This window comes from Pseudomonas plecoglossicida NBRC 103162 = DSM 15088 (assembly GCF_000730665.1).
Taxonomy (GTDB): domain Bacteria; phylum Pseudomonadota; class Gammaproteobacteria; order Pseudomonadales; family Pseudomonadaceae; genus Aquipseudomonas; species Aquipseudomonas plecoglossicida.
The window spans coordinates 95,676-116,553 of record NZ_BBIV01000005.1 but is presented as its reverse complement, the minus strand read 5'-3'; the positions used below and the strand labels follow the sequence as shown (position 1 = coordinate 116,553).

At 64.6% G+C, this 20,878-nt stretch carries 19 protein-coding genes and 3 pseudogenes; 11 read left to right on the top strand and 11 right to left on the bottom strand.

The window, feature by feature from the left end; all coding sequences use genetic code 11:
* Positions 1–35: 35 nt before the first annotated feature.
* The gene (locus PPL01S_RS25950) at positions 36–467 is read left to right on the top strand and encodes a methyl-accepting chemotaxis protein (RefSeq protein WP_371041508.1); all 432 of its coding nucleotides are present in this window, start codon (positions 36–38) and stop codon (positions 465–467) included.
* Positions 468–509: 42 nt separating this feature from the next.
* Here the strand turns inward: PPL01S_RS25950 and PPL01S_RS03455 are convergent, their stop codons facing one another.
* Positions 510–779 carry a hypothetical protein gene (locus PPL01S_RS03455; RefSeq protein WP_016393919.1) on the bottom strand — a complete coding sequence of 90 codons (270 nt, stop codon included), beginning with the start codon at positions 777–779 and terminating at the stop codon, positions 510–512.
* Here PPL01S_RS03455 and PPL01S_RS25580 point away from each other — a divergent pair.
* Positions 757–1,197, top strand: a pseudogene (locus PPL01S_RS25580) (DUF6861 domain-containing protein); the annotation flags it as partial. The gene PPL01S_RS03455 and the pseudogene PPL01S_RS25580 overlap by 23 nt on opposite strands.
* Positions 1,192–1,607: pseudogene (locus PPL01S_RS25470) on the top strand (T6SS immunity protein Tdi1 domain-containing protein); the annotation flags it as partial. The pseudogenes PPL01S_RS25580 and PPL01S_RS25470, both read left to right, overlap by 6 nt.
* A gap of 44 nt (positions 1,608–1,651) precedes the next feature.
* On the opposite strand, the gene cysZ reads toward PPL01S_RS25470, so the two are convergent.
* Complete coding sequence (gene cysZ / locus PPL01S_RS03440; RefSeq protein ID WP_016393922.1) at positions 1,652–2,380, bottom strand: sulfate transporter CysZ; 729 nt, start codon at positions 2,378–2,380, stop codon at positions 1,652–1,654.
* Between the two features lie 334 nt (positions 2,381–2,714).
* Here cysZ and trxB point away from each other — a divergent pair, with 334 nt between their 5' ends.
* Entirely contained in the window at positions 2,715–3,677 is a 963-nt protein-coding gene (gene trxB, locus PPL01S_RS03435; RefSeq protein WP_016393923.1) for a thioredoxin-disulfide reductase, read from the top strand.
* A 92-nt stretch (positions 3,678–3,769) separates the two neighbouring features.
* On the opposite strand, the gene nadC is transcribed toward trxB, so the two are convergent.
* Positions 3,770–4,618 (bottom strand): carboxylating nicotinate-nucleotide diphosphorylase, encoded by an 849-nt coding sequence (gene nadC / locus PPL01S_RS03430; protein ID WP_016393924.1) that lies wholly within the window; start codon positions 4,616–4,618, stop codon positions 3,770–3,772.
* 151 nt (positions 4,619–4,769) lie between these two features.
* Here nadC and PPL01S_RS24445 point away from each other — a divergent pair.
* The 3 genes and pseudogenes from PPL01S_RS24445 to ampE all read left to right on the top strand — a co-directional run.
* Positions 4,770–5,174 (top strand): annotated as a pseudogene (locus PPL01S_RS24445) (DUF1631 domain-containing protein); the annotation flags it as partial.
* Positions 5,175–5,274: 100 nt separating this feature from the next.
* Positions 5,275–5,847, top strand: coding sequence for a 1,6-anhydro-N-acetylmuramyl-L-alanine amidase AmpD (gene ampD / locus PPL01S_RS03420; RefSeq protein ID WP_016393926.1), 573 nt, complete (start codon positions 5,275–5,277; stop codon positions 5,845–5,847).
* The gene (ampE, locus tag PPL01S_RS03415) at positions 5,844–6,674 is read left to right on the top strand and encodes a regulatory signaling modulator protein AmpE (protein WP_016393927.1); all 831 of its coding nucleotides are present in this window, start codon (positions 5,844–5,846) and stop codon (positions 6,672–6,674) included. The genes ampD and ampE overlap by 4 nt, the downstream gene beginning before the upstream one ends.
* A gap of 59 nt (positions 6,675–6,733) precedes the next feature.
* Here the strand turns inward: ampE and PPL01S_RS03410 are convergent, their stop codons facing one another.
* Entirely contained in the window at positions 6,734–7,510 is a 777-nt protein-coding gene (locus tag PPL01S_RS03410) for a TatD family hydrolase (protein ID WP_016393928.1), read from the bottom strand.
* Between the two features lie 2 nt (positions 7,511–7,512).
* Positions 7,513–8,508, bottom strand: a complete 996-nt coding sequence (gene cra / locus PPL01S_RS03405) for a catabolite repressor/activator (RefSeq protein WP_016393929.1) — start codon at positions 8,506–8,508, stop codon at positions 7,513–7,515.
* A gap of 293 nt (positions 8,509–8,801) precedes the next feature.
* Between cra and ptsP the strand changes: the two genes are divergently transcribed.
* The 3 genes from ptsP to PPL01S_RS03390 are packed head-to-tail and all read left to right on the top strand — an operon-like array spanning position 8,802 to position 14,326.
* Complete coding sequence (ptsP, locus tag PPL01S_RS03400) at positions 8,802–11,654, top strand: phosphoenolpyruvate--protein phosphotransferase (RefSeq protein ID WP_016393930.1); 2,853 nt, start codon at positions 8,802–8,804, stop codon at positions 11,652–11,654.
* On the top strand, positions 11,655–12,602 hold the full coding sequence (gene pfkB, locus PPL01S_RS03395) for a 1-phosphofructokinase (RefSeq protein ID WP_016393931.1): 948 nt from the start codon (positions 11,655–11,657) through the stop codon (positions 12,600–12,602).
* Positions 12,599–14,326 (top strand): PTS fructose-like transporter subunit IIB, encoded by a 1,728-nt coding sequence (locus PPL01S_RS03390; RefSeq protein WP_016393932.1) that lies wholly within the window; start codon positions 12,599–12,601, stop codon positions 14,324–14,326. The genes pfkB and PPL01S_RS03390 overlap by 4 nt, the downstream gene beginning before the upstream one ends.
* A 23-nt stretch (positions 14,327–14,349) precedes the next feature.
* Here the strand turns inward: PPL01S_RS03390 and PPL01S_RS03385 are convergent, their stop codons facing one another.
* Positions 14,350–14,571 carry a DUF3820 family protein gene (locus PPL01S_RS03385; RefSeq protein ID WP_016393933.1) on the bottom strand — a complete coding sequence of 74 codons (222 nt, stop codon included), beginning with the start codon at positions 14,569–14,571 and terminating at the stop codon, positions 14,350–14,352.
* 199 nt (positions 14,572–14,770) lie between these two features.
* On the opposite strand from PPL01S_RS03385, the gene PPL01S_RS03380 reads away from it, so the two are divergent.
* Positions 14,771–15,247: a ferritin-like domain-containing protein gene (locus tag PPL01S_RS03380; protein ID WP_008097096.1), complete on the top strand. Its 477-nt coding sequence runs from the start codon at positions 14,771–14,773 to the stop codon at positions 15,245–15,247.
* Here the strand turns inward: PPL01S_RS03380 and PPL01S_RS03375 are convergent.
* The 5 genes from PPL01S_RS03375 to PPL01S_RS03355 all read right to left on the bottom strand — a co-directional run bounded on the left by PPL01S_RS03375 (position 15,244) and on the right by PPL01S_RS03355 (position 20,867).
* Positions 15,244–16,740 (bottom strand): sensor domain-containing diguanylate cyclase, encoded by a 1,497-nt coding sequence (locus PPL01S_RS03375; RefSeq protein ID WP_016393934.1) that lies wholly within the window; start codon positions 16,738–16,740, stop codon positions 15,244–15,246. The two genes, PPL01S_RS03380 and PPL01S_RS03375, sit on opposite strands and share 4 nt — an antisense overlap.
* A gap of 161 nt (positions 16,741–16,901) precedes the next feature.
* Complete coding sequence (locus PPL01S_RS03370) at positions 16,902–18,236, bottom strand: OprD family porin (RefSeq protein ID WP_028625309.1); 1,335 nt, start codon at positions 18,234–18,236, stop codon at positions 16,902–16,904.
* A gap of 203 nt (positions 18,237–18,439) precedes the next feature.
* Complete coding sequence (locus PPL01S_RS03365; RefSeq protein ID WP_016393936.1) at positions 18,440–18,661, bottom strand: hypothetical protein; 222 nt, start codon at positions 18,659–18,661, stop codon at positions 18,440–18,442.
* 132 nt (positions 18,662–18,793) lie between these two features.
* Complete coding sequence (locus PPL01S_RS03360; protein ID WP_028625310.1) at positions 18,794–20,218, bottom strand: heavy metal sensor histidine kinase; 1,425 nt, start codon at positions 20,216–20,218, stop codon at positions 18,794–18,796.
* The gene (locus PPL01S_RS03355) at positions 20,193–20,867 is read right to left on the bottom strand and encodes a heavy metal response regulator transcription factor (protein ID WP_028625311.1); all 675 of its coding nucleotides are present in this window, start codon (positions 20,865–20,867) and stop codon (positions 20,193–20,195) included. Before PPL01S_RS03355 ends, PPL01S_RS03360 begins: the two co-directional genes overlap by 26 nt.
* Between the last annotated feature and the right edge of the window lie 11 nt (positions 20,868–20,878).

Genomic DNA, 20,878 nt, shown 5'->3' with positions numbered 1-20,878 from the left:
AGGCCACCGATGTGGTGACCCAGACGGTGGACGTGATGCGCGGGCTGGAAGGCTCCATGCAGGACGCCGCCGAAGGTATCCAGGCGCTGGACAAGCAGTCCAAGGTCATCGGCGCGATCATCAAGACCATCAGCGACATCGCCGGGCAGACCAACTTGCTGGCGCTCAACGCTGCCATCGAAGCCGCCCGCGCCGGTGAGCAGGGCCGAGGTTTTGCGGTGGTCGCCGACGAAGTACGTCAGCTGGCGTCACGCACCAGCAGTGCCACCGAGGAAATCGCCAAGGTGGTCCAGCAGAACGAGCAGTTGGCCCAGGCGGCAGTGGACATCATCGATACCAGCAAACGCCAGGCCGAGCAGGGGTTGGCGCTGGCGGCGGATACCGGTGGGGTGATCGTGGAGATTCAGGAAGGGGCGAAGAAGGTGGTGGATGCAGTGGGGCAGTTCTCCAGTCAGCTCAACCACTGATGACGAGGTGGAGCCGCGAAGCGACCCCTGTGTAGCGACAGATCAGCCCTCCTGTTCTGTCTGTTTGATGTGTCTGTACACAATGGTGATAGCTTCGTTGATCAGGTTCAGGTCGATTTTGAGGTGCTGGTCGATACTGGCCAGGCCTCGAGTCTTGAACAACCCGCCTTGGCTGCCGAGGGAGGGGCGTTCACTGTCCAGCACGGCCTCGGTCAACATCTCAACCAGCGTTCTGGAGTAGCTGACCACATTGTCATCGCCCCAGGTGGTGTAGAAAATCTGATCGTAAGTCCGTATCGCCTGGGAAGGCACGCGCAGCGATGGCCTCGACCCGTTCAGCCAGGAGCACCCGGATACGGTCTCCCGAGCTGCTCACCACATTGCCTTGGGGCATGTGGAAGTGGTGGTGCTGTTGTTGGGGGCGATCGTCTCGTACCTCACACGGGGGCGTGGCGATGTCCGGGTGCTGGCGCAGGAGATGGCGGCCAGCAGCAAGGGAGCGGGGCTGGGGCAGTGGATGCTCAAGCATGAGGAGGGGTTGAAGAAGCGGCCGGATTTGCAGGTGCCGGAGCGGCGCAAGGGGGCGATGGATGATACGCAGCCTGTGCAGCCGAATCGGCCTGCAGGGAAAGACAAGGAGCCTTCAAAGGGCAAGCCCGGTAGCATGCCACTTCATACGGTGCCGTGCTTCAAAGCGGACAAGCTACCGGGCTCCAAGCATGGGTCCTGGATTGAAGGAAGCCCTCTGGAAACGCGAGACAAATATCACTTGATTGCACGCAGCGCCTTTGGTGATCTCTATTTATGGGAAGAAAATAGCGGATTATCAGTTACGATCGATAGTCTACTTTCTCGTTATACGGGGGAGGATGTAGATCTAAGCTTGGGAGGAATGGACAGGGAGGTGCAAAACTTTTTTTGTCTGTTGATAAAGAATCCAATGATTTTGGTGATTTTTTCGAGCCCGCCAAGAAGAAACTGGGCCTGCTGAAGGTTGATGAGATGTACGGGTTTGTGCCCGCCTTGGCGTTCGGCGGGCAGGTTGCCTTTGCTAATATCGAGAAAGTCAAGGCGGTGGAGCATCTGATGATACTGTCACAAATTTCCGCGCTAGAGCCCTACAGCTTTTCCGACTTTTGAATCAGTGATCTGCAGATGGGGCTGCATCGCAGCCCCTTCACGTTTCAGCTGCGCTCCCGCACCCAGAACAACGTGGCCCCCGCCACCGCCGCCGGCATCATCAGCACGTTCACCCCCGGGATCATCAGCGCCAGGTAGGTAATCCCGCCAAACCCCAGCGACTGCCAACGCTTCTGGCGCAGCCAGGCGAGCATGTCCTGCCAGCTCATCTTGTTGTTGTCCGCCGGGTAGTCGATGTACTGGATGGCCATCATCCACACCCCGAAGATCAGCCACAGCGGCGCGGCGATCACGTTGACCACCGGGACGAACGAGAGGATGAACAGGCCGATGGCCCGCGGCAAGAAGTAGCCGAGCTTGCGCATCTCGCGGCTGAGGGTACGCGGTACCATGGCCACCAGTTCACCCCAGCTGAAGGCCGGGAAGTTGTCCTGGCCACGCACCACCACTTCGACCTTTTCGGCCAGAAAACCGTTGAACGGCGCCGCGATGATGTTGGCCACCAGGGTGAAAGTGAAGAACACCATCAGCACCAGCAAGGCGACGAACAGCGGCCAGAGGATGTAGCTGAGAAAGCTCAGCCAGTCCGGCAGGGTCGGCATCAGGGCGTCGAGCCACAGGCTGAACTGGTGCCCGGCGAAGTAGACCAGGCCGCCGAACAGCAGCAGGTTGATCGCCAGCGGCAGCAGCACGAACAACCGCAGGTTGGGGCTCAGCACCAGTTTCAGGCCTTCGCGCAGGTACTGGGGGCCAGAGAGGACAGGGGCTTGCATCGAGACGCTCCGCAGACAAGTGAAAACGCGCTGACCTTACCGAGTTTGCAGCGCCGACGAAAGGCGGGCGATCATGAAGAAACTAGCTGTAACAAATGCCCCAGAGCGGCTTTTGCCCGATGAAATCCACACATAGAGGTTGCCTATGAGGTGGATTGTCGAAGGATATTTCCTTAATCTCTGCCACCTCGCTACAGTGCGCTCAATTTTCTGCTTTCGGGACCTGCGCGTTGTAGCCTTCCCCAAGTGCTGCGCGGGTCCTTTTTAACTTTTCCAGCTGGCGCAGCCGGTATACCGATGCCGGCCCCTGCGGCCCGCTCGACAGGAGTTCGACATGTCTGAAGTACGTCATTCGCGCGTCATCATCCTCGGATCCGGCCCTGCCGGTTACAGCGCTGCGGTCTATGCCGCCCGCGCCAACCTCAAGCCGCTGCTGATCACCGGCATGCAGGCTGGCGGCCAGCTGACCACCACCACCGAAGTCGACAACTGGCCGGGCGATCCCCATGGCCTGACCGGCCCGGCGCTGATGCAGCGCATGCAGGAGCACGCCGAGCGCTTCGAGACCGAGATCGTCTTCGACCACATCAACGCCGTCGACCTGGCCAACAAGCCCTTCACCTTGCGGGGCGACAGCGGCACTTACACCTGCGATGCCTTGATCATCGCCACTGGCGCCAGCGCGCGTTACCTGGGCCTGCCGTCGGAAGAGACCTTCATGGGCAAGGGCGTTTCCGCTTGCGCGACCTGCGACGGCTTTTTCTACCGCAACAAGCCGGTAGCGGTCGTCGGCGGTGGCAACACCGCAGTCGAAGAGGCGCTGTACCTGGCCAACATCGCCAGCAAGGTGACCCTGGTGCACCGCCGCGAGACCTTCCGCGCCGAGAAGATCCTGGTCGACAAGCTCAACGCCCGCGTTGCCGAAGGCAAGATCGAGCTCAAGCTCAACGCCACCCTGGACGAAGTGCTGGGCGACAACATGGGCGTGACCGGTGCTCGCCTGAAGAACAACGACGGCAGCAGCGACGAAATCAGGGTCGACGGCGTGTTCATCGCCATCGGCCACACCCCGAACACCTCGCTGTTCGAAGGCCAGCTGACCCTCAAGGACGGCTACCTAGTGGTCAACGGCGGTCGTGAAGGCAATGCTACCGCAACCAACGTGGAAGGTGTGTTCGCCGCCGGTGACGTGGCTGACCACGTCTACCGTCAGGCCATTACCTCGGCCGGCGCCGGTTGCATGGCTGCGCTGGACGTCGAGCGTTACCTGGACGGGTTGGCCAACGCCTCGTTCTGATGTGATGACGCTGGGGCTGCCTTGCAGCCCAATCGCCGGCAACCCACAAAAAAACCGGCCCATTGGCCGGTTTTTTCATGCCTGCGATCAGCTCACAGGCTCAACCGCATCGACAGGTCCACAGCCTTCACATCCTTGGTCATGGCGCCAATGGAGATGTAGTCCACACCGGTTTCGGCAATCACCCGCAGGGTGCTCTCGTTCACGCCGCCACTGGCTTCGAGCTTGGCCTTGCCGGCCGTGATGCGCACCGCTTCGCGCATTTCGTCCAGTGTCAGCTCGTCGAGCATGATGATATCGGCACCGGCCGCCAGCGCCTGGCGCAGTTCGTCCAGGCTCTCCACCTCGATTTCCACCGGCTTGCCCGGCGCGATGCGGTGCGCCGCCGTCACGGCCTCGGCCACGCCACCGCTGGCGGCAATGTGGTTTTCCTTGATCAGGAAGGCATCGTAGAGGCCTATGCGGTGGTTATCGCAGCCACCGCAGGTCACTGCGTACTTCTGTGCCAGGCGCAGGCCTGGCAGGGTCTTGCGGGTGTCGAGCAAGCGCACCTGGGTACCGTCGACCAGGTCGGCCAGCAAGCGCGCACGGGTGGCCACGCCCGACAGCATCTGCAGGAAGTTCAGCGCACTGCGCTCGCCGCTGAGCAGCGAGCGTGCCGGGCCTTCGAGGTGGAACAGCGGCTGGTTGGCGACGGCGCGGTCGCCGTCGGCCACCTGCCAGTGCACCGCCACACGGGGGTCGAGCTGGCGGAACACGGCATCGACCCAGGCGCTGCCGGCAATCACGCAGTCTTCACGGGTGATGATGGTGGCCTTGGCCAGGCGCTCGGCCGGGATCAGCTGCGCGGTGATATCGCCACTGCCAATGTCCTCCAGCAGCGCGCGGCGCACGTTGGCTTCGATCTCGGCGGTCAGGTCGGCAAGGCGTAGGTTCGGCATGGTCGGCTCCACAAGCAAGGTGCCGGCGATTATAGGGCAGGGGGACGGTGTGTACAGCCGCCTTGCGGGCGACCTTTGGTCAGGCCGGCCGAGCATCCACGGGAAAGCGGGGTCTTTGAGCGGCAGGTGCTGGCAGCTGTCAGTCTTTTTACTGCATCTGCGCGCCTGCACCGGCCATGCGGATCAGGCACCGAACGAGGTAAGGGTGGACGAGGCGATCGTGCTGGCCCTGGCCGAAGAACCCGCCTGTGTGCCGCTGTGCCAGGTCGATGAGCGCGCCGTGGAATGGCGGGTGATACGTCACCTGCGTATCGGCGCCTGGATCGAGGTGCTGGACGATGACGAGGCGCTGCGCTGCAAGCTGGTGGCGCGCATCGACGGCAGCGACCGTCTGGTGTTCGCCAACCGCACCGGCATGAAGGTGCGCGAGTGGAGCACGGCCGGCCTGGTCCAGGCGTTGCGCCGTGGTGAAGTGCGCATGCTCGATGACGGGCTGCTGTTCGAGCGGGCGTTGGCCGCGGTGCTCGAAAACTTGCGCCAGCAGCAGGTTCACTGAAGGCAGGCGCAACACCGGCATTACAACGATTCACATGCAAAGCGCCGCCCGGGCAGGGCATACTGCGGTTCTGTACCCGGCGTTTTTCAGGACCTACCCCATGCAATTGGACCGTGCCACGGGCTGGTTCCACGGAACCGGAATCACCCACTGCCCATCGCCGAACTTCAATGCCCGCCCCGAGGGCGAATCGATTTCCCTGCTGGTGATCCACAACATCAGCCTGCCGCCCGCCTGTTTTGGCAGCGGCAAGGTGCAGGCCTTCTTCCAGAACCGCCTGGACCCCGATGAACATCCTTACTTCGCCAGCATCAGCCACCTCACCGTGTCGGCGCACCTGTTCGTCGAGCGCGACGGCGCCGTCACCCAGTTCGTGTCCTTGCTCGAACGTGCCTGGCATGCCGGGGTTTCCCGTTTCGACGGGCGCGAAGGCTGCAACGATTTTTCCATCGGTATCGAACTGGAGGGCACTGACGATCTGCCCTACACAGAGGCCCAGTACGCCGTGCTGACGCAACTGACCCGGCACATCCAGGCGGCCTGGCCGGCCATCGGCCTGGATCGCATCCAGGGCCACAGCGATATCGCCCCCCAGCGCAAGACCGACCCCGGCCCGGCATTCGACTGGCCGCGCTACCGCGCTGACGTGAAGGACAACGAGGACAAGGCATGAGTTTTCTGGTGTTGTTGCTGGCGCTGTGGGTAGAAAAATTCTCTGCCCTGCGCCACCAGGTGCAACGGGATGGTTTCTTCCTGGGTGAACTGGTACGCCTGGAGCGCAGCGGCAAGGTGCACCCCTGGTGGACCTTGGCCATCCTGGTGCTGGCGCCGGTGGCGCTGCTGGTCTTGCTGCTGCATGTGCTCGACCCGGTCGCCTACGGCTTGCTGGCCTTGCCGGTGCACCTGGTGGTGCTGATCTACAGCCTGGGGCGCGGCGATGCCAAGGCGTCCCTCGGGCCGTTCCGCGATGCCTGGCGGCGTGGCGACGACCAGGCCGCGCTGCATGTGGCCGAGCGCGACCTGGGGCTGGCAGCGGACGAGCCGCACAGCCTGCTGGTGCGCGTGCAGGGCAATCTGTTGTGGCAGGTGTACCAGGGTTTCTTCGCCGTGATCTTCTGGTACTTCGTGCTTGGCCCTGGCGCGGCGCTGGCTTATCGCTTGCTGGCGCTGACGGCCGAGCACAGTGGCCAGCCTGCGCTCAAGGCCCGTGCCGAGCGACTGAGGCATGTGATGGACTGGCTGCCGGTCCGTCTGCTGGCACTGAGTTTCGCCTTGGTGGGCAACTTCCTGGCGGTGACCCGGGTGATGCTGCACGAGGTGCTCAACGTGCATATCAGTGCCGCGCATCTGGTGGCCAGGGTGGGCCGGATTGCCGACGACATCCCCGAACATGAAGACAGCCAGCGTGGCCTGGGGCGGCTGGACAGCCTCTGGGAGCTGCTGCTGCGCGCTGCCGTGTTGTGGTATGCGGGCTTTGCCTTGTGGACGGTGCTGGTCTGAGCAAGCGCGCTGACAGCTTCTTACCTGTGGAAGCCGGCTTGCCGGCGATAGGGCCGGTACTACCAACCAAACAACTCACAGGCATTCTTGCTACTGGCTTGCGCCAGGACGTCTGCCTCGATGCCCATCAGCCCAGCCAGAGCCTCGGCTATCTCCGGCAAATGCTCCGGGCTGTTGCGCTGCCCGGCGAACATCGCCGGTGCCATGTCCGGCGAGTCGGTCTCGAGCACGACGCTTTCCAGCGGTAACCGGGCGATGGTCTTGCGCAACCGCAACGCCTGCGGCCAGGTCGCGGCGCCGCCCAGCCCAAGCCGAAAACCCAGCTTGATGTATTCGCGCGCCTCTTCATGACTGCCGGCAAACGCGTGGATCACCCCCGCCCGCGCCGGCTTGTAACGCTTGAGCGTGGCGATCACCTGGGCATGGCTGCGGCGCACGTGCAGCAGGGCGGGCAGGGCGAAGTCGCAGGCCATCTGCAACTGCGCTTCGAACAGCGCCTGCTGACGTTCCTTGTCCAGCGCTTCGAGGTAGTAGTCCAGGCCGAACTCGCCCACGGCGCACAGCCGCGGGTCACCGCTCAGGCGTTCCAGCCATTCGCGCAATTGCACCAGGTGCTCGGGGCAATGCTGGTCCAGGTAGACCGGGTGCAAGCCGAGCGCCGCATGCACGCAAGGTTCAGCGCAGGCCAGGTCCCAGACCCGCTGGAAATTGGCCTGATACACCCCCAGCACCACCATCCGCTGCACCCCGAGCGCCGCCGCATTGGCCAGCAGGCGCGGCCGGTCGGCGTCGAAATCGGGGAAGTCCAGATGGGTGTGGGTGTCGATCAGGTGCATGGTCAGCCTGCAGCAATGCGTTGCTTGAAGGTTCGACCGATGGCATGCACGCCGGGTTCGTAGCGTTTCTCTTCGATCGCGGCCAGGGCCAGCTCCAGCGCTGTCGAGGCGATCAGGCCGTGTTGCTGGGCCATGGCGTTGACCGGCAGCGGCAGGAAGTCCAGCAGCTGGTTGTCACCGAAGGTGCCCAGTTGCAGCTGGCGCGAGTCGGCCGAGCGCGCCTGCAGGGTGTCGAACACGCCTTGCAGCAGCACATAGGAGGTGGTCACCAGGGCATCCGGCAGCCCACCCAGCTCGTCGACCAGTTGCTGCATCAGGCGCTGGCCGCATTCGCGGCTGAAGGCCTCGCCTTGATAACGCCGCACGTCACCGGCAAAACCTTGCAAGGCCTCGTCGAAGCCACCGGCACGCGCCTGGCTGACCGACAGTTCCGGGCGCGCACCGATCAAGGCGATGCTGCGTGGCGCAGTGCTCAGCAGGCTGTCGGCCAGCTGGCGGCTGGCATCGCGGTCGTCACTGATGACCGAGCAGAAGTGTGCCGGGTCCAGGCGCCGGTCGATGGCGATCACCGGCAGGCCTTTGTCCTGCAGGTCGCGGTAGCTGTCGTCTTCGGGCGGCAGGCAGCTGGCGACGAACAGGGCATCGCAGCGCCGGGCACGGAACAGTTGCTGCAGCTGGCGTTCGCTGTCGGGCTGGTCGTCGCTGCTGGCAATCAGCAACTGGTAGCCACGGGCACGGGCGCCCTGTTCCAGTTGTTTGGCGATGCGGGCGTAGCTGGGGTTCTCCAGATCCGGGAGAATGAAGCCCAGGGTACGGGTGTGCCGGCTGCGCAGGCCCGCGGCCTGCGGGTTGGGGGTGAAGCCGTGGGCCTCGACCACCGCGCGCACGCGCTCGACAGTGCTGCTGCTGATGCGCTGCTGTTCAGCTTTGCCATTGATGACGTAACTGGCAGTGGTCACGGACACACCGGCCAGACGGGCGATATCGCTGAGTTTCACCGAATTTTCCTTGTTATTACCGGGACTGGTCGTGGGACAGGACCGAATAGTTTGACCCGGTCAGGCTGCCACGCGCAGACGACCATTGTCGCAATTGTCCGACAGGATGGGGCTTTTTCCCTGGAAGATTATCGAGTAACGTGGCCGCTTGGTCAGGTTAAACGTTTCAGCTGTCTATTTTTCTGCCCCGCCTGCCGCTCGTGCAAGGCCGTTGAACTGGCTGAAACCGTGAATTTCACAACAATACCTCACTACCCGGCATTTATCGCAAGGGGCTGCAAAAGGAGAAGGTCATGCTCGAGCTCGCCAAGGAGCAGATAGCCATGGGCCAGACGGCCGCCGACAAGGCCGAGGCATTGCGCCTGCTGGCGCAGCAGCTGGTGGCCGATGGCCTGGTCGCTGACGGCTACCTGCAAGGGCTGCAGGCGCGCGAGGCGCAAGGGTCCACGTTCCTTGGCCAGGGCATCGCCATCCCCCACGGCACCCCGCAGACGCGTGACCTGGTGTTTGCCACCGGCGTGCGCCTGCTGCAGTTTCCCGAGGGTGTCGACTGGGGCGACGGCCAGATCGTCTACCTGGCGATCGGCATCGCTGCCCGTTCCGATGAGCACCTGCGCCTGCTGCAATTGCTGACCCGTGCCCTGGGCGAAACCGACCTGGCCGAGGCCCTGCGCCGGGCCAGCTCTGCCGAGGCGTTGCTCAAGCTACTGCAAAGCGCGCCGCAGGAATTGGCGCTGGACGCACAGCTGGTCGGCCTGAACCTGCCCGCCGAGGACTTCGACGAATTGGCCTGGCGTGGCGCGCGCCTGCTGCAACGGGCCGGCTGCGTCGATGGAGGGTTTGCCGCCGTGCTGCAACAAGCCGAGCCATTGCCGCTGGGCGAGGGCCTGTGGTGGCTGCACAGCGAACGTCAGGTGCGCCAGCCGGGCCTGGCTTTCGTCACCCCGCAGCAACCCTTGCGCTATCGTGACCAGCCGCTCAATGGCCTGTTCTGCCTGGCCAGCCTCGGTGTGGCGCACCAGGCATTGCTCGAACGCCTTTGCGAAGTGCTGATCGAGGGCCGTGGGCAAACGCTGTACCAGGCCACCAGCAGCCGCGCCGTACTCGAAGTGCTGGGCGGCGAGGCGCCTGCCGACTGGCCCAGTGCACGCATTGCCCTGGCCAACCCCCACGGCCTGCATGCTCGCCCGGCGAAGATCCTTGCGCAGCTGGCCAAGGGCTTCGAAGGCGAGATTCGCCTGCGCGTGGTGGACAGCGCGCAGCCGGCGGTGTCGGTCAAGAGCCTCAGCAAGCTGCTCAGCCTGGGTGCCCGACGTGGGCAGGTGCTCGAACTGATCGCCGAGCCGTCCATCGCCAGCGACGCCTTGCCTGCCCTGCTGGCCGCCATCGAAGAGGGCCTGGGCGAGGCGGTGGGACCCTTGCCAGCCATCGCCAGCCAAGCCGCGTCGATGCCGGCCGAAGTACTTCAGGCACCCACCGCAGGCAGCCGCATCCAGGCGGTGGGCGCGGCACCTGGTATCGCCAGTGGGCCGGCGCATGTCTGTGTCGAGCGTGAGATCGACTACCCGTTGCGTGGCGAATCGCCCACACAAGAGCGCCTGAAGCTGCAGCAAGCCCTGGCAGCGGTGAACGGCGAGCTGCAGGCGCTGGTACAGCGCAGCGACAAGGCCATTGGCGAGATCTTCGTCACCCACCAGGAAATGCTCGCTGACCCGGCGCTGAGCGACGATGTCGAACTGCGCCTGGCCCAGGGCGAGAGTGTCGCAGCCGCGTGGATGGCCGTGATCGAAGCGGCCGCGCGCCAGCAGGAGGCGCTGCACGATGCGTTGCTGGCCGAGCGCGCCGCCGACCTGCGCGACATCGGTCGCAGGGTGCTGGCCCAGCTCTGTGGCGTGCAGGCCCAGGCCGAGCCCGAGCAAGCCTATGTACTGGTGATGGCCGAAGTGGGCCCTTCCGATGTCGCCCGGCTGGATCCGGCCCGGGTCGCCGGCATCGTCACCGCGTATGGTGGCGCCACGGCCCACAGCGCAATCGTCGCCAGGGCCCTGGGCATTCCGGCGGTGGTCGGCGCGGGTGCAACGATTCTGCAGCTCGAGGCCGGTACTGCGTTGCTACTCGATGGCCAGCGCGGCACCCTCAGCGTGGCGCCTCCTGCCGATGAGCTGCACCGTGCGCTGGCCGAGCGCGACCAGCGCGAACAGCGCCTGCGCGCCGCCTGGACCGATCGCCTGGCACCTGCCGTGACTCGCGACGGCCATGCCGTCGAGGTGTTCGCCAACATCGGCGAGAGCAGCGGCATCGACAAGGTCGTGGACCAGGGCGCCGAAGGCGTCGGCCTGCTGCGCACCGAACTGCTGTTCATGGCCCATCCCCAGGCCCCGGACATTGCCACCCAGGAAGCCGAGTACCGCCGTGTCCTCGATGGCCTGGAAGGGCGGCCACTGGTGGTGCGTACCCTCGATGTGGGTGGCGACAAGCCCTTGCCCTACTGGCCGATCCCCAGCGAAGACAACCCGTTCCTTGGCGTGCGCGGCGTGCGCCTGACCCTGCAGCGGCCGCAGATCATGGAAGATCAGTTGCGTGCCCTGCTGTGTGCCGCTGATAACCGCCCGCTGCGGATCATGTTCCCGATGGTCGGCCAGGTGCACGAATGGCGCGAAGCAAGGGCCATGGTCGAGCGCCTGCGTGAGGAAATCCCGGTCGCCGATCTGCAGCTTGGCATCATGGTCGAAGTGCCGTCTGCAGCCCTGCTGGCGCCACAGCTGGCGCGCGAGGTGGACTTCTTCAGCATCGGCACCAACGACCTGACCCAATACACCCTGGCCATCGACCGGGGCCACCCGAGTCTCTCGGCCCAGGCCGACGGGCTGCACCCGGCGGTGCTGAGCCTGATCGACATGACCGTTCGCGCCGCCCACGCCCATGGCAAATGGGTGGGCGTGTGCGGGGAGCTGGCCGCCGACCCTCAGGCCGTGGCCGTGTTGCTGGGCCTGGATATCGACGAGCTGAGCGTGGCAGCGCGCAGCATTGCCGAAGTAAAGGCCCTGGTCCGCCAGGCCAATCACCAGACGGCCCGCGCCCTGGCGCGCGAGGCCCTGCAACAGGACAGCGCCGCGGCAGTTCGCGCGCTGGTGGAGCGTTACTGAATGGCCAAGATCCTCACCCTGACCCTGAACCCGGCGCTGGACATTACCGTCGGCCTCGACGCCCTGCGCCCCGGGCACGTCAACCGAGCCCATGATCAGCGCAGCCATGCCGCCGGCAAGGGCCTGAACGTGGCCCAGGTCCTGGCTGACCTGGGCCACAGCGTGACGGTCGGTGGCTTCCTTGGCAGCGATAACCTGCAACCGTTCGAGGCGCTGATCGCGCAACGCGGTTTTACCGACTGCTTTGTCCGCGTGCCCGGCGAAACCCGTAGCAACCTCAAGCTGGTGGAAGCCGATGGCCGCGTCACCGACATCAATGGGCAAGGGCCGCAGGTCGATGACGCCGCTCAAGCTGCCTTGCTCGATCGCTTGCAAGCGATAGCGCCAGGGCACGACGCAGTGGTTGTGGCCGGCAGCCTGCCGCGTGGCGTCAGCCCGCAGTGGTTTCGCCAATTGCTGGAACGGTTGCAGGCGATGGACCTGAAGGTCGCCCTGGACAGCAGCGGCGAGGCCCTGCGCGCCGGCCTGCAAAGTGCGCCCTGGCTGGTCAAGCCCAATACCGAGGAGCTGGGCGAGGTACTGGGCCTCGCCGTGCATGGCCCCGCCGCCCAGCGCGCCGCCGCCGAGCGGATTCTGGCCACGGGGGTGGAGCATGTGGTGGTGTCGGCGGGCGAGCAGGGGGTCAGCTGGTTCGCCGCTGGCCGTGCGCTGCGCGCCGAGCCGCCGCAGGTGCGCGTGGCCAGCACCGTGGGCGCCGGCGACTCGCTGGTGGCCGGCATGGTCCACGGCCTGCTGTTGGCCGAAGCCCCGGCGCAGACCCTGCGCCGCGCCACCGCCATCGCCGCCCAGGCGGTGACCCAGGTCGGCTTCGGGATCCACGACCGCGAACAACTGGCGCGCCTGGAAGCCGCCGTGCAACTGACAGAACAACAAGAGGGTTGCCGATGAACATCGCCATTGTCACCGCCTGCCCCAATGGCCAGGTGTCCAGTGTGCTGAGCGCGCGCCTGCTGGCGGCTGCTGCCCAGCGCCGTGGCTGGAAAACCTGCGTCGAAGTCGTCGATGCCGAGCATCCGGAGCGCCAGCTCAGCGCCGAGCAGATCGCGCAAGCCGATTGGGTGCTGGTGATCAGTACGGGCTCGCTGGACCTGTCCCGGTTCACCGGCAAGCGCGTTTACCAGAGCACGCCGGCCCAGGCCCTGGCCGACCGCGAAGGGTTTCTCGACCGGGCCGCCGCCAATGCCCGGGTTCAGACGGATGTCCCCGCCCAGGTGGGCCAGCCAGCGGCTGCGCGCATCGTCGCGGTCACCGCCTGCCCGACGGGCGTGGCGCACACCTTCATGGCCGCCGAGGCCCTGCAACAGGCCGCTCAGCATCTGGGCCACGCGTTCACCGTGGAAACCCAGGGCTCGGTCGGCGCGCGCAACCCGCTTTCGGCCCAGGCCATCGCCGAGGCCGATGTGGTGCTGCTGGCCGCCGATATCGAGGTGCCCACGGCCCGTTTCGCCGGCAAGCGCATCTACCGCTGTGGCACGGGCATCGCGCTCAAGCAGGCCCGGGCAACGCTGGACAAGGCGTTGGCCGAAGCCAAGGTGGAAAGTGCAGGCGATACCACAGCTGCCGTTGCCAAGGCGGAGAAGACCGGTGTCTACAAGCACCTGCTCACCGGCGTGTCATTCATGCTGCCGATGGTAGTGGCCGGTGGTCTGTTGATCGCCTTGTCATTCGTGTTCGGCATCGAGGCGTACAAGGAGCCGGGCACCCTGCCGGCCGCCTTGATGCAGATAGGCGGCGAGGCGGCCTTCAAGCTGATGGTGCCGTTGCTGGCGGGCTATATCGCCTGGTCCATCGCCGACCGTCCGGGCCTTGCCCCGGGGATGATCGGCGGCCTGCTGGCCGGCACCCTGGGTGCCGGCTTCATCGGTGGCATCGTTGCCGGCTTTCTTGCCGGCTACAGCGCCAAGGCCATTGCCCGCTGGGTCCGGCTGCCGAGCAGCCTGGAGGCACTCAAGCCGATCCTGATCATCCCGCTGCTGGCGAGCCTGTTCACGGGCCTGGTGATGATCTACGTGGTCGGTCAGCCGGTGGCGGCCATGCTCGAAGGGCTGACGCACTTTCTCGACAGCATGGGTACCACCAATGCCATTCTGCTCGGCCTGCTGCTGGGCGGCATGATGTGCGTCGACCTGGGCGGGCCGATAAACAAGGCCGCCTATGCATTCTCGGTCGGGCTGCTGGCCTCGTCGAGCTATGCGCCGATGGCCGCGACCATGGCGGCCGGCATGGTGCCGCCGATCGGCCTGGGCATCGCCACCTTCCTGGCACGGCGCAAGTTTGCCCAGAGCGAGCGGGAAGCGGGCAAGGCGGCGTTGGCGCTGGGTTTGTGCTTCATCTCGGAAGGGGCGATTCCGTTCGCGGCCAAGGACCCCCTGCGGGTGATTCCGGCGAGCGTGGCAGGCGGCGCGTTGACCGGCGCACTGTCGATGTACTTCGGCTGCAAGTTGATGGCGCCCCATGGCGGGCTGTTCGTGCTGCTGATACCCAATGCGATCAACCATGCGCTGCTGTATCTGCTGGCGATCGTGGCCGGCAGCCTGCTGACGGCGGTGGTGTATGCCTTGATCAAGAAGAGTGAGCGGGTCGAGTTGGCGGTGGCGCCGGTCAAGGGGTGAGCCTTGCGTTGGTCTCACTGGCCTCATCGCCGATGCTTCTGCCGCAACGGCACCAGCAAGTCCCCCAGGCCGTTATGGTCGACTTCATGCATCAACGCCAGCAATCCACCCAGCTCCCCGGCCGGAAACCCCTTGCGCGCAAACCACGCCAGGTAATCCCCCGGCAGGTCGGCAATGATCCGCCCCTGGTATTTACCAAAAGGCATCGTGCGCGTGACCAGCAGTTCGAGGGTTTCCGGTTTCATGGAGGATGCCTGCCAAGGAAATGCGCCGACCATACTGCAATCTGCACGAACGCCCAAGCGGCGATCATGCACAACGCCGTTTGGTCGTGATCGGCGGAATTCATTAACTAATTGTTTTACAGGTATTTTTTTGAGACGTTGAGCTTGGCACGAAGACTGCTCCGTTATAGGTGACTATCACCTGCCAAGGAGTTATGCCATGAGCAATCCCAACAAAGACGTGATCGACGTGCTCAACGACCTGATCGAGTACAGCAAGGATGGCGAGAAGGGTTTCAAGACCTCGGCCGATGATGTGAAGAATCCTGAGTTGAAGGCGTTCTTCGTCCAGCGCGCAGGCGAGTGCAGCGCTGCTGCAAGCGAACTGCAAAGCGAAGTGCGCCGACTCGGTGGTGACCCGGAAACCTCCACCAGCATCAGCGGCGACATGCACCGCGGCTGGGTGAACCTCAAGTCGATGGTGACCGGCAAGGACGAAGAGGCCGTGCTCAATGAAGTGGAGCGCGGCGAGGACCATGCCCTCAAGGCCTACAAGGAAGCGCGCGAGAAACTGGTCAAGCTGGGCCGCGCGGCCAGCGACCAGAGCTATGCGCTGGTCGAGAAGCAGCTGCAAGGCGTGCAGCGCAACCATGACCAGGTGAAAGCGCTGCGCAACGCCGCCCGCGCGCGCTCCTAAGCGCTCGGCCCCTCTACCCGGTTGCGGCCATTGGCCTTGGCCCGGTAGAGGGCTTCGTCCGCGGCACCCAGCACCTGCGTCAGGTCTTGCTGGGTACCTGGAATGTATACACCGATGCCGACGCTGACCGTGACCGAACGGGCATCGTCGGCAAACGGTGCCAAGGCTTCGACCCCTGTCCGGATGCGTTCGGCCAGCAGCAGGGCGCCGGGCAGTTCGGTCTCCGGCAGAATCACCTGAAACTCTTCCCCGCCATAGCGTGCCGCCAGGTCGGCGGGACGGCGCAAGCACTGTTCAATGGCCTTGGCCACCTCACGCAGGGCATGGTCGCCACCGGCATGGCCGTGGCGCTGGTTGAACGCCTTGAAGTGGTCCACATCGACCATCAGCACCGCCAACGGCTTGCGATTGCGCTGGGCGCGGGCCCATTCCAGACGTAGCACCTGATCCAGCCGACGGCGGTTGGCAAGGCCCGTGAGGCTATCGGTTGCCGCCAGGGTGGCCAGGCCCAACTCGGCTTCCTGGCGGCGCTGCAGTTCGCGTCCCAGCAGCAAGGTCAGCCAGAGGATGCCGACGCACAATACCCCGGTAGCGACGCTCACCAGAATCGCCGTGCGCCGCCACGACTGGAACACCTCGTCGGCCGAGTTCACCACCAGCACGATCAACGGCAGATCGGCGACCCTGGCAAAGGTGAACATGCGCTGGGCGCCGGTACTGCTCGAGGGCGCGTTGAAACTGCCGCTGCGCTCGCTGAGCACGCGCTTGAAGTTCGGCCGCTCGCTGTAGTCGCCGCCGATCCGCGGGTCCTGCGGGCGTGAGGGTTGCCGGGCGAGCAACTGGCCGTTGGTGTTCAACAGGTTGATGCTGCTGTCCTCGCCGATGTCCAGGCGTTGGAACAGTTCGTTGAAATAGGAGAGGCGCAAGGCGCCTGCGGCCACCCCTGCGAATTCCCCCGTGGGGCCTGGAATGCGCCGGCTGAAACTGATGCACCAGTCGAGGTCGCCGAGCCTGGCCTTGAACGGCGGGCCCACCACCAGGCCCAGGTCGGGGTTGTGCAAGTGGGCCTGAAAGACCCCGGTGTCAGCGAAGTTGGCCTTGCGCGGCACGTTGCTGGTGGAGTCGCCCACCACATCGCCTGCCTTGTCGAGCCACAGCACGTCCCCACGGCGTTTATCGACGAAGGCTTCGTTGAACAGCAAGCGTTGGCGCAGTGGCCCAGGGATCTCGGGCAACTCCTTGCGGTTGACTGCCCAGATCAGCCCCTGCAGGGACTGATCGTAGAGTTCCACATTGCGCAGGATGTCGCTTTCGATCAGTTGCACGATGTTGTTCGAGGCGCGAATCGCCGACTGCTCCACGCTGTCGCGTTCGCGCGCCAGCAGGTAGCTGACGATGGCCACGATGGCGAGCACGGCAAGGCAACTGCCCAGGTTGAGGATCAGCTCGGGGTGCGACCTGTAGAGTGCGAGACGCGGTAATCGAGTGGGCATGCGCGCTATTGCTGAGGCAGGGCCATTTGCGGCGGCGACATTTTAGGGAAGCGGGAGTTGTCGGACAAGATTTGTCCGACGGAATCGTCCGGGGGCTGCGTTGCAGCCCATCGCCGGCAAGCCGGCGAAACGGGGGCAAGGCCCCCGCCCGCGGTCTGGGATCAGAACACGTTCAATGGATAATCGACGATCACCCGCAGTTCATCGTTGTCGCTGTTGTCGTCGATCGACGCATAACCCTGGCTGCCGCGGTGGGTGGCATAGCGCACCAGCACCGACAGATCCTTCAGGTTGCCTTCCTGGAACACATACTTCACGTCCAGGTCACGCTCCCAGTGCATGGCGTTCTTGCCATCGGCGCGGTAGTAGTCGTAGTGGCGGGTGTCCTGGGTGGCTTTGCTCAGGTCCGCCTCGCCGCGCGAGTACGAGACCATGGTGCTCAGCCCGGGAATGCCGACACCGGCGAAGTTGTAGCCATACTGCAGCTTCCACGAACGCTCGTTGGGTGCGTTGAAGTCGGAGTACATGCGCGAGTTGTCCAGGTACACGCTGTCACCCAGGTTGATGTAGTCGAACGGCGTGTTGCCGTTGACCCGCTGGTAGGCGGCGGTAACGCTGTGATAGCCGGCATTGACCGTGAAATGCAGGCTGTAGGTGTTGTTGTCGATCTCGCCCAGCAGCGCCTGGCCGGTGTCCTGGGTGTGGTAGAAGTGCACGCCCGGGTTGAGGCTGACCAGGTCGTTGACCACGTAGGTGTAGTCGAAGTCGGCGTAGTACTGGTTCCAGATGTCCTTCAGCTCGGCCGCATACAGGTTGGCGCTGATGTTCTCGGTGCCGGTCCAGGCGGCGCCTGCCCAGTTCAGGTGCTCGCTCTTGTCGCCTTCGTCCAGCGCACCGTAGTAGGTGTCGATACGGCGGTGGCCGCTCTGGTTGTAGGGCTTGGTGAAGCTGACCTGGCCACCTTCGAGCAGCAGGCCGTCGATGCTGGTGTTGGTCAGGCTCACGCCACGGAAGGTCTGCGGCAGCATGCGCGACTCACCCCCGGCGATCACCGGGTTGGTGAGGAACAGGTCACCGGCCTTGAGCTCGGTGTCGAACGCCTTGAGCTTGACCGCCGCGCCAGCGGTGGAGAACGAGTGCGGCGCCGCGCCCAGCTCGCCGTCGTCCTTGAAGTGCGAAGGCAGGATGCTGGTACCGGCATGGCCGCCACCACCGTCGAGCTTCAGGCCCAGTATGGCATGGGCGTCGAGGCCGAAGCCGACTACCCCAGGGGTATAGCCGGACTCGAATCGGGCGACCGCCCCCTGGCCCCACTCGCGCTTGTCGCGCACGCCTTGGTTGAGGTTGTTGCGGTTGAAATAGGCATTACGCAAATGCAGGTTGAACGACGAGCCTTCGATGAAGCCATCAGCCTTGTCTTCATCTGCCTGGGCGGCGACAGGCATCGTTGCAGCCAATGCAATGAACAGCGGGGTAAAACGAAACGCAGAAGACACCGGTACAAGCTCCTTTGGTCTGACGGTGGGGCAGTTTTTATTTTTGAATGTGCAACTTTCTTGTTCGCGACGTAACAACCAGGCTGATCGTCAAAGCACATAAAAAAGCCGCTGATCGGCAGCGGCTTTAAAAGGCTAACATATCGGCAGCGGTGCTGCCCATGACGTAGCCGAGGGAAAACTCGGGCGGCAGCGAGGTGAACTCAGCTGTCGGCGTTGGCTTCGACGGATACTTTAGAGGCTGTCTGTTCCGGTGCTTTCAAGGCGTCGGCTTTCTGTGCGACGACTTCGCGGGCTTCCTGATGAACAGCGGCAAGTTCTGCATTACGGGCGACAAAGGCCTGGGATTCTTCTGCCATGGCCAGGGGCGACAACAACAGGGAAGACAGAACGAAAACGCTGGCAATACCCATACTGTTGGACATTTTGAAACTACCTTCTTGCAACGCAAGTGCTAATGGGAACAGGGCTAAAGTTAGTCGTTTCAAGGCCCTGGAAACAGCGTCCCTGGTGATAAGCACTGTTGCGCAAAAGGTAATGATTGCGTTGAAAAGCAATTAGACTTTCGCCCCAAACCCGCGTGTTTGAGCGCTTGGCAGGCGAATGCCGAAGGTGTTCGAGCCACCTTCGCTACGCACGAAAACATCCCCACCATGCATCACTGCGATCGCCTTGACGATCGCCAAGCCCAACCCATGGTTGCCCCCGCCACTGTTGCTGCGGGCTGCATCCACCCGGTAGAAGCGCTCGAACAGCAGCGGCAGGTGGGCATCCTCGATCGCCGGCCCCGGGTTGCTCACGGCGATGCTGACCTGCTGCGGGCCGGCATCGATGTGCACCTGGATAGCCTGGTTCGGCGCGGTGTGCTGCACGGCATTGTTCAACAGGTTGATCAGCGCCCGACGCAGCTGGGCCTTTTCGATGGGGGCCAGAGCATCGCCACTGACCGTGACGCTGACCTGGGCGTCTTCGAGGATGTAGTCCAGGTAATCGAGGGTGGTCGCCACTTCCTCGGCCAGTGACGCCTGGGTCAGTGCCGTGGCCTTGCTGCCCTGGTCGGCGCTGGCAAGGAACAGCATGTCGTTGATGATGCTGCGCAGGCGCTCCAGCTCCTCCAGATTCGATTGCAGCACTTCGAAGTAGTGCTCCGCGCTGCGGCCGCGGGTCAGGGCCACCTGGGTCTGGCCGATCAGGTTGGTCAGCGGCGAGCGCAGTTCGTGGGCGACGTCGGCGTTGAAGGCTTCGAGGCGTGAGTAAGCCTGGCTGACCCGGTCGAGGGCGGCATTGAACGCGCCGGCGAACTGCGCCAGTTCCGGTGCCAGCTTGCTGGTTTGCAGGCGGCCGTCGAGGCGCGGCGGTGCCAGGGCCTGGGCTTCGTTGGACAGGGCCAGCAGCGGGCGCAGGCCGATACGGGCCACCCAGTAACCCAGCAGCGAGGCCAGCAGCACCCCCAGCACGGCCAGGCCGACGATGGCCACCAGCAGGCTGTGCTGCGCCTGCCAGAAGGTTTCGGTGTCGATGGCGATCAAGAAACGCAGCGGTGGCCGATCGCCCAGGGCCGGCAGTTCGCTCACCAGCACCTTGTAGGGATAGGGGCGGTCGGGCAGGCGCAGTTCGCGCATGCCTTGCGGGCCTTCGGCGAAGGCGCGCACCAGCTCGCTGGGGTGGCCGTACTCGAAGGCCGGGTTGCTGCTGACTACCCTGCTCACTACCCAGAACCGTATGCGCTTGTCCTCCTCGCTGAGCAGGTTGAGCTTGTTGGTGATCTTGGCCCAGTGCTCGGGCGTGCCGAAGCGGTTGAGGGTGGATTCGAGCACGCTGTAGCGCGCGTCCAGCTCGGCCGCCGGCAGCAGGTCGAGGCTGCGGTCGACCTGGCGGTAGAGCGCCGAGCCGATCAGCACGAACACGGCCAGCGCCACCAGGATGAACAGCGCCGAAAGGCGCAGTGCGAGGGAGTTAACCGGCACGGTTTTCCAGGACATAGCCCATGCCTCGGATGGTGTGCAGCAGCTTGTTGTCGAACGGTCCGTCGAGCTTGGCGCGCAGGCGCTTGATCGCCACTTCGACGACATTGGCATCGCTGTCGAAGTTGATGTCCCAGACCAGCTCGGCGATGGCGGTCTTGGAGAGGATTTCGCCCTGGCGCCGGGCCAGCACGCTGAGCAGCGAGAACTCCTTGGCGGTCAGCTCCAGGCGGGGGCCTGCGCGGCTGGCCTTGCGCGCCATCAGGTCGATCCACAGGTCGCCGACCTGGATCTGCAGCGGCTCGTGGCTGCTGCTGCGGCGGGTCAGGGCCTGCAGGCGGGCGACCAGTTCGAGGAACGAAAACGGTTTGCCGAGGTAGTCGTCGGCGCCTTCGCGCAGGCCGTGGATGCGGTCTTCGACACGCTCGCGGGCGGTGAGCATGATCACCGGTGTCTGCTTGCGCGCGCGCAACGCGCGCAGCACCCCGTAGCCGTCCAGGCCCGGCAGCATCACGTCGAGCACGATCACCGCGTAGTCGCCTTCCAGGGCCAGGTGCAGCCCGTCGATGCCGTCACGCGCAAGGTCGACGGTGAAGCCTTGCTCGCTCAGGCCGCGATGCAGGTAGTCGGCGGTTTTCTCTTCGTCTTCGATGATCAGCACACGCATGGTCGTCTTGT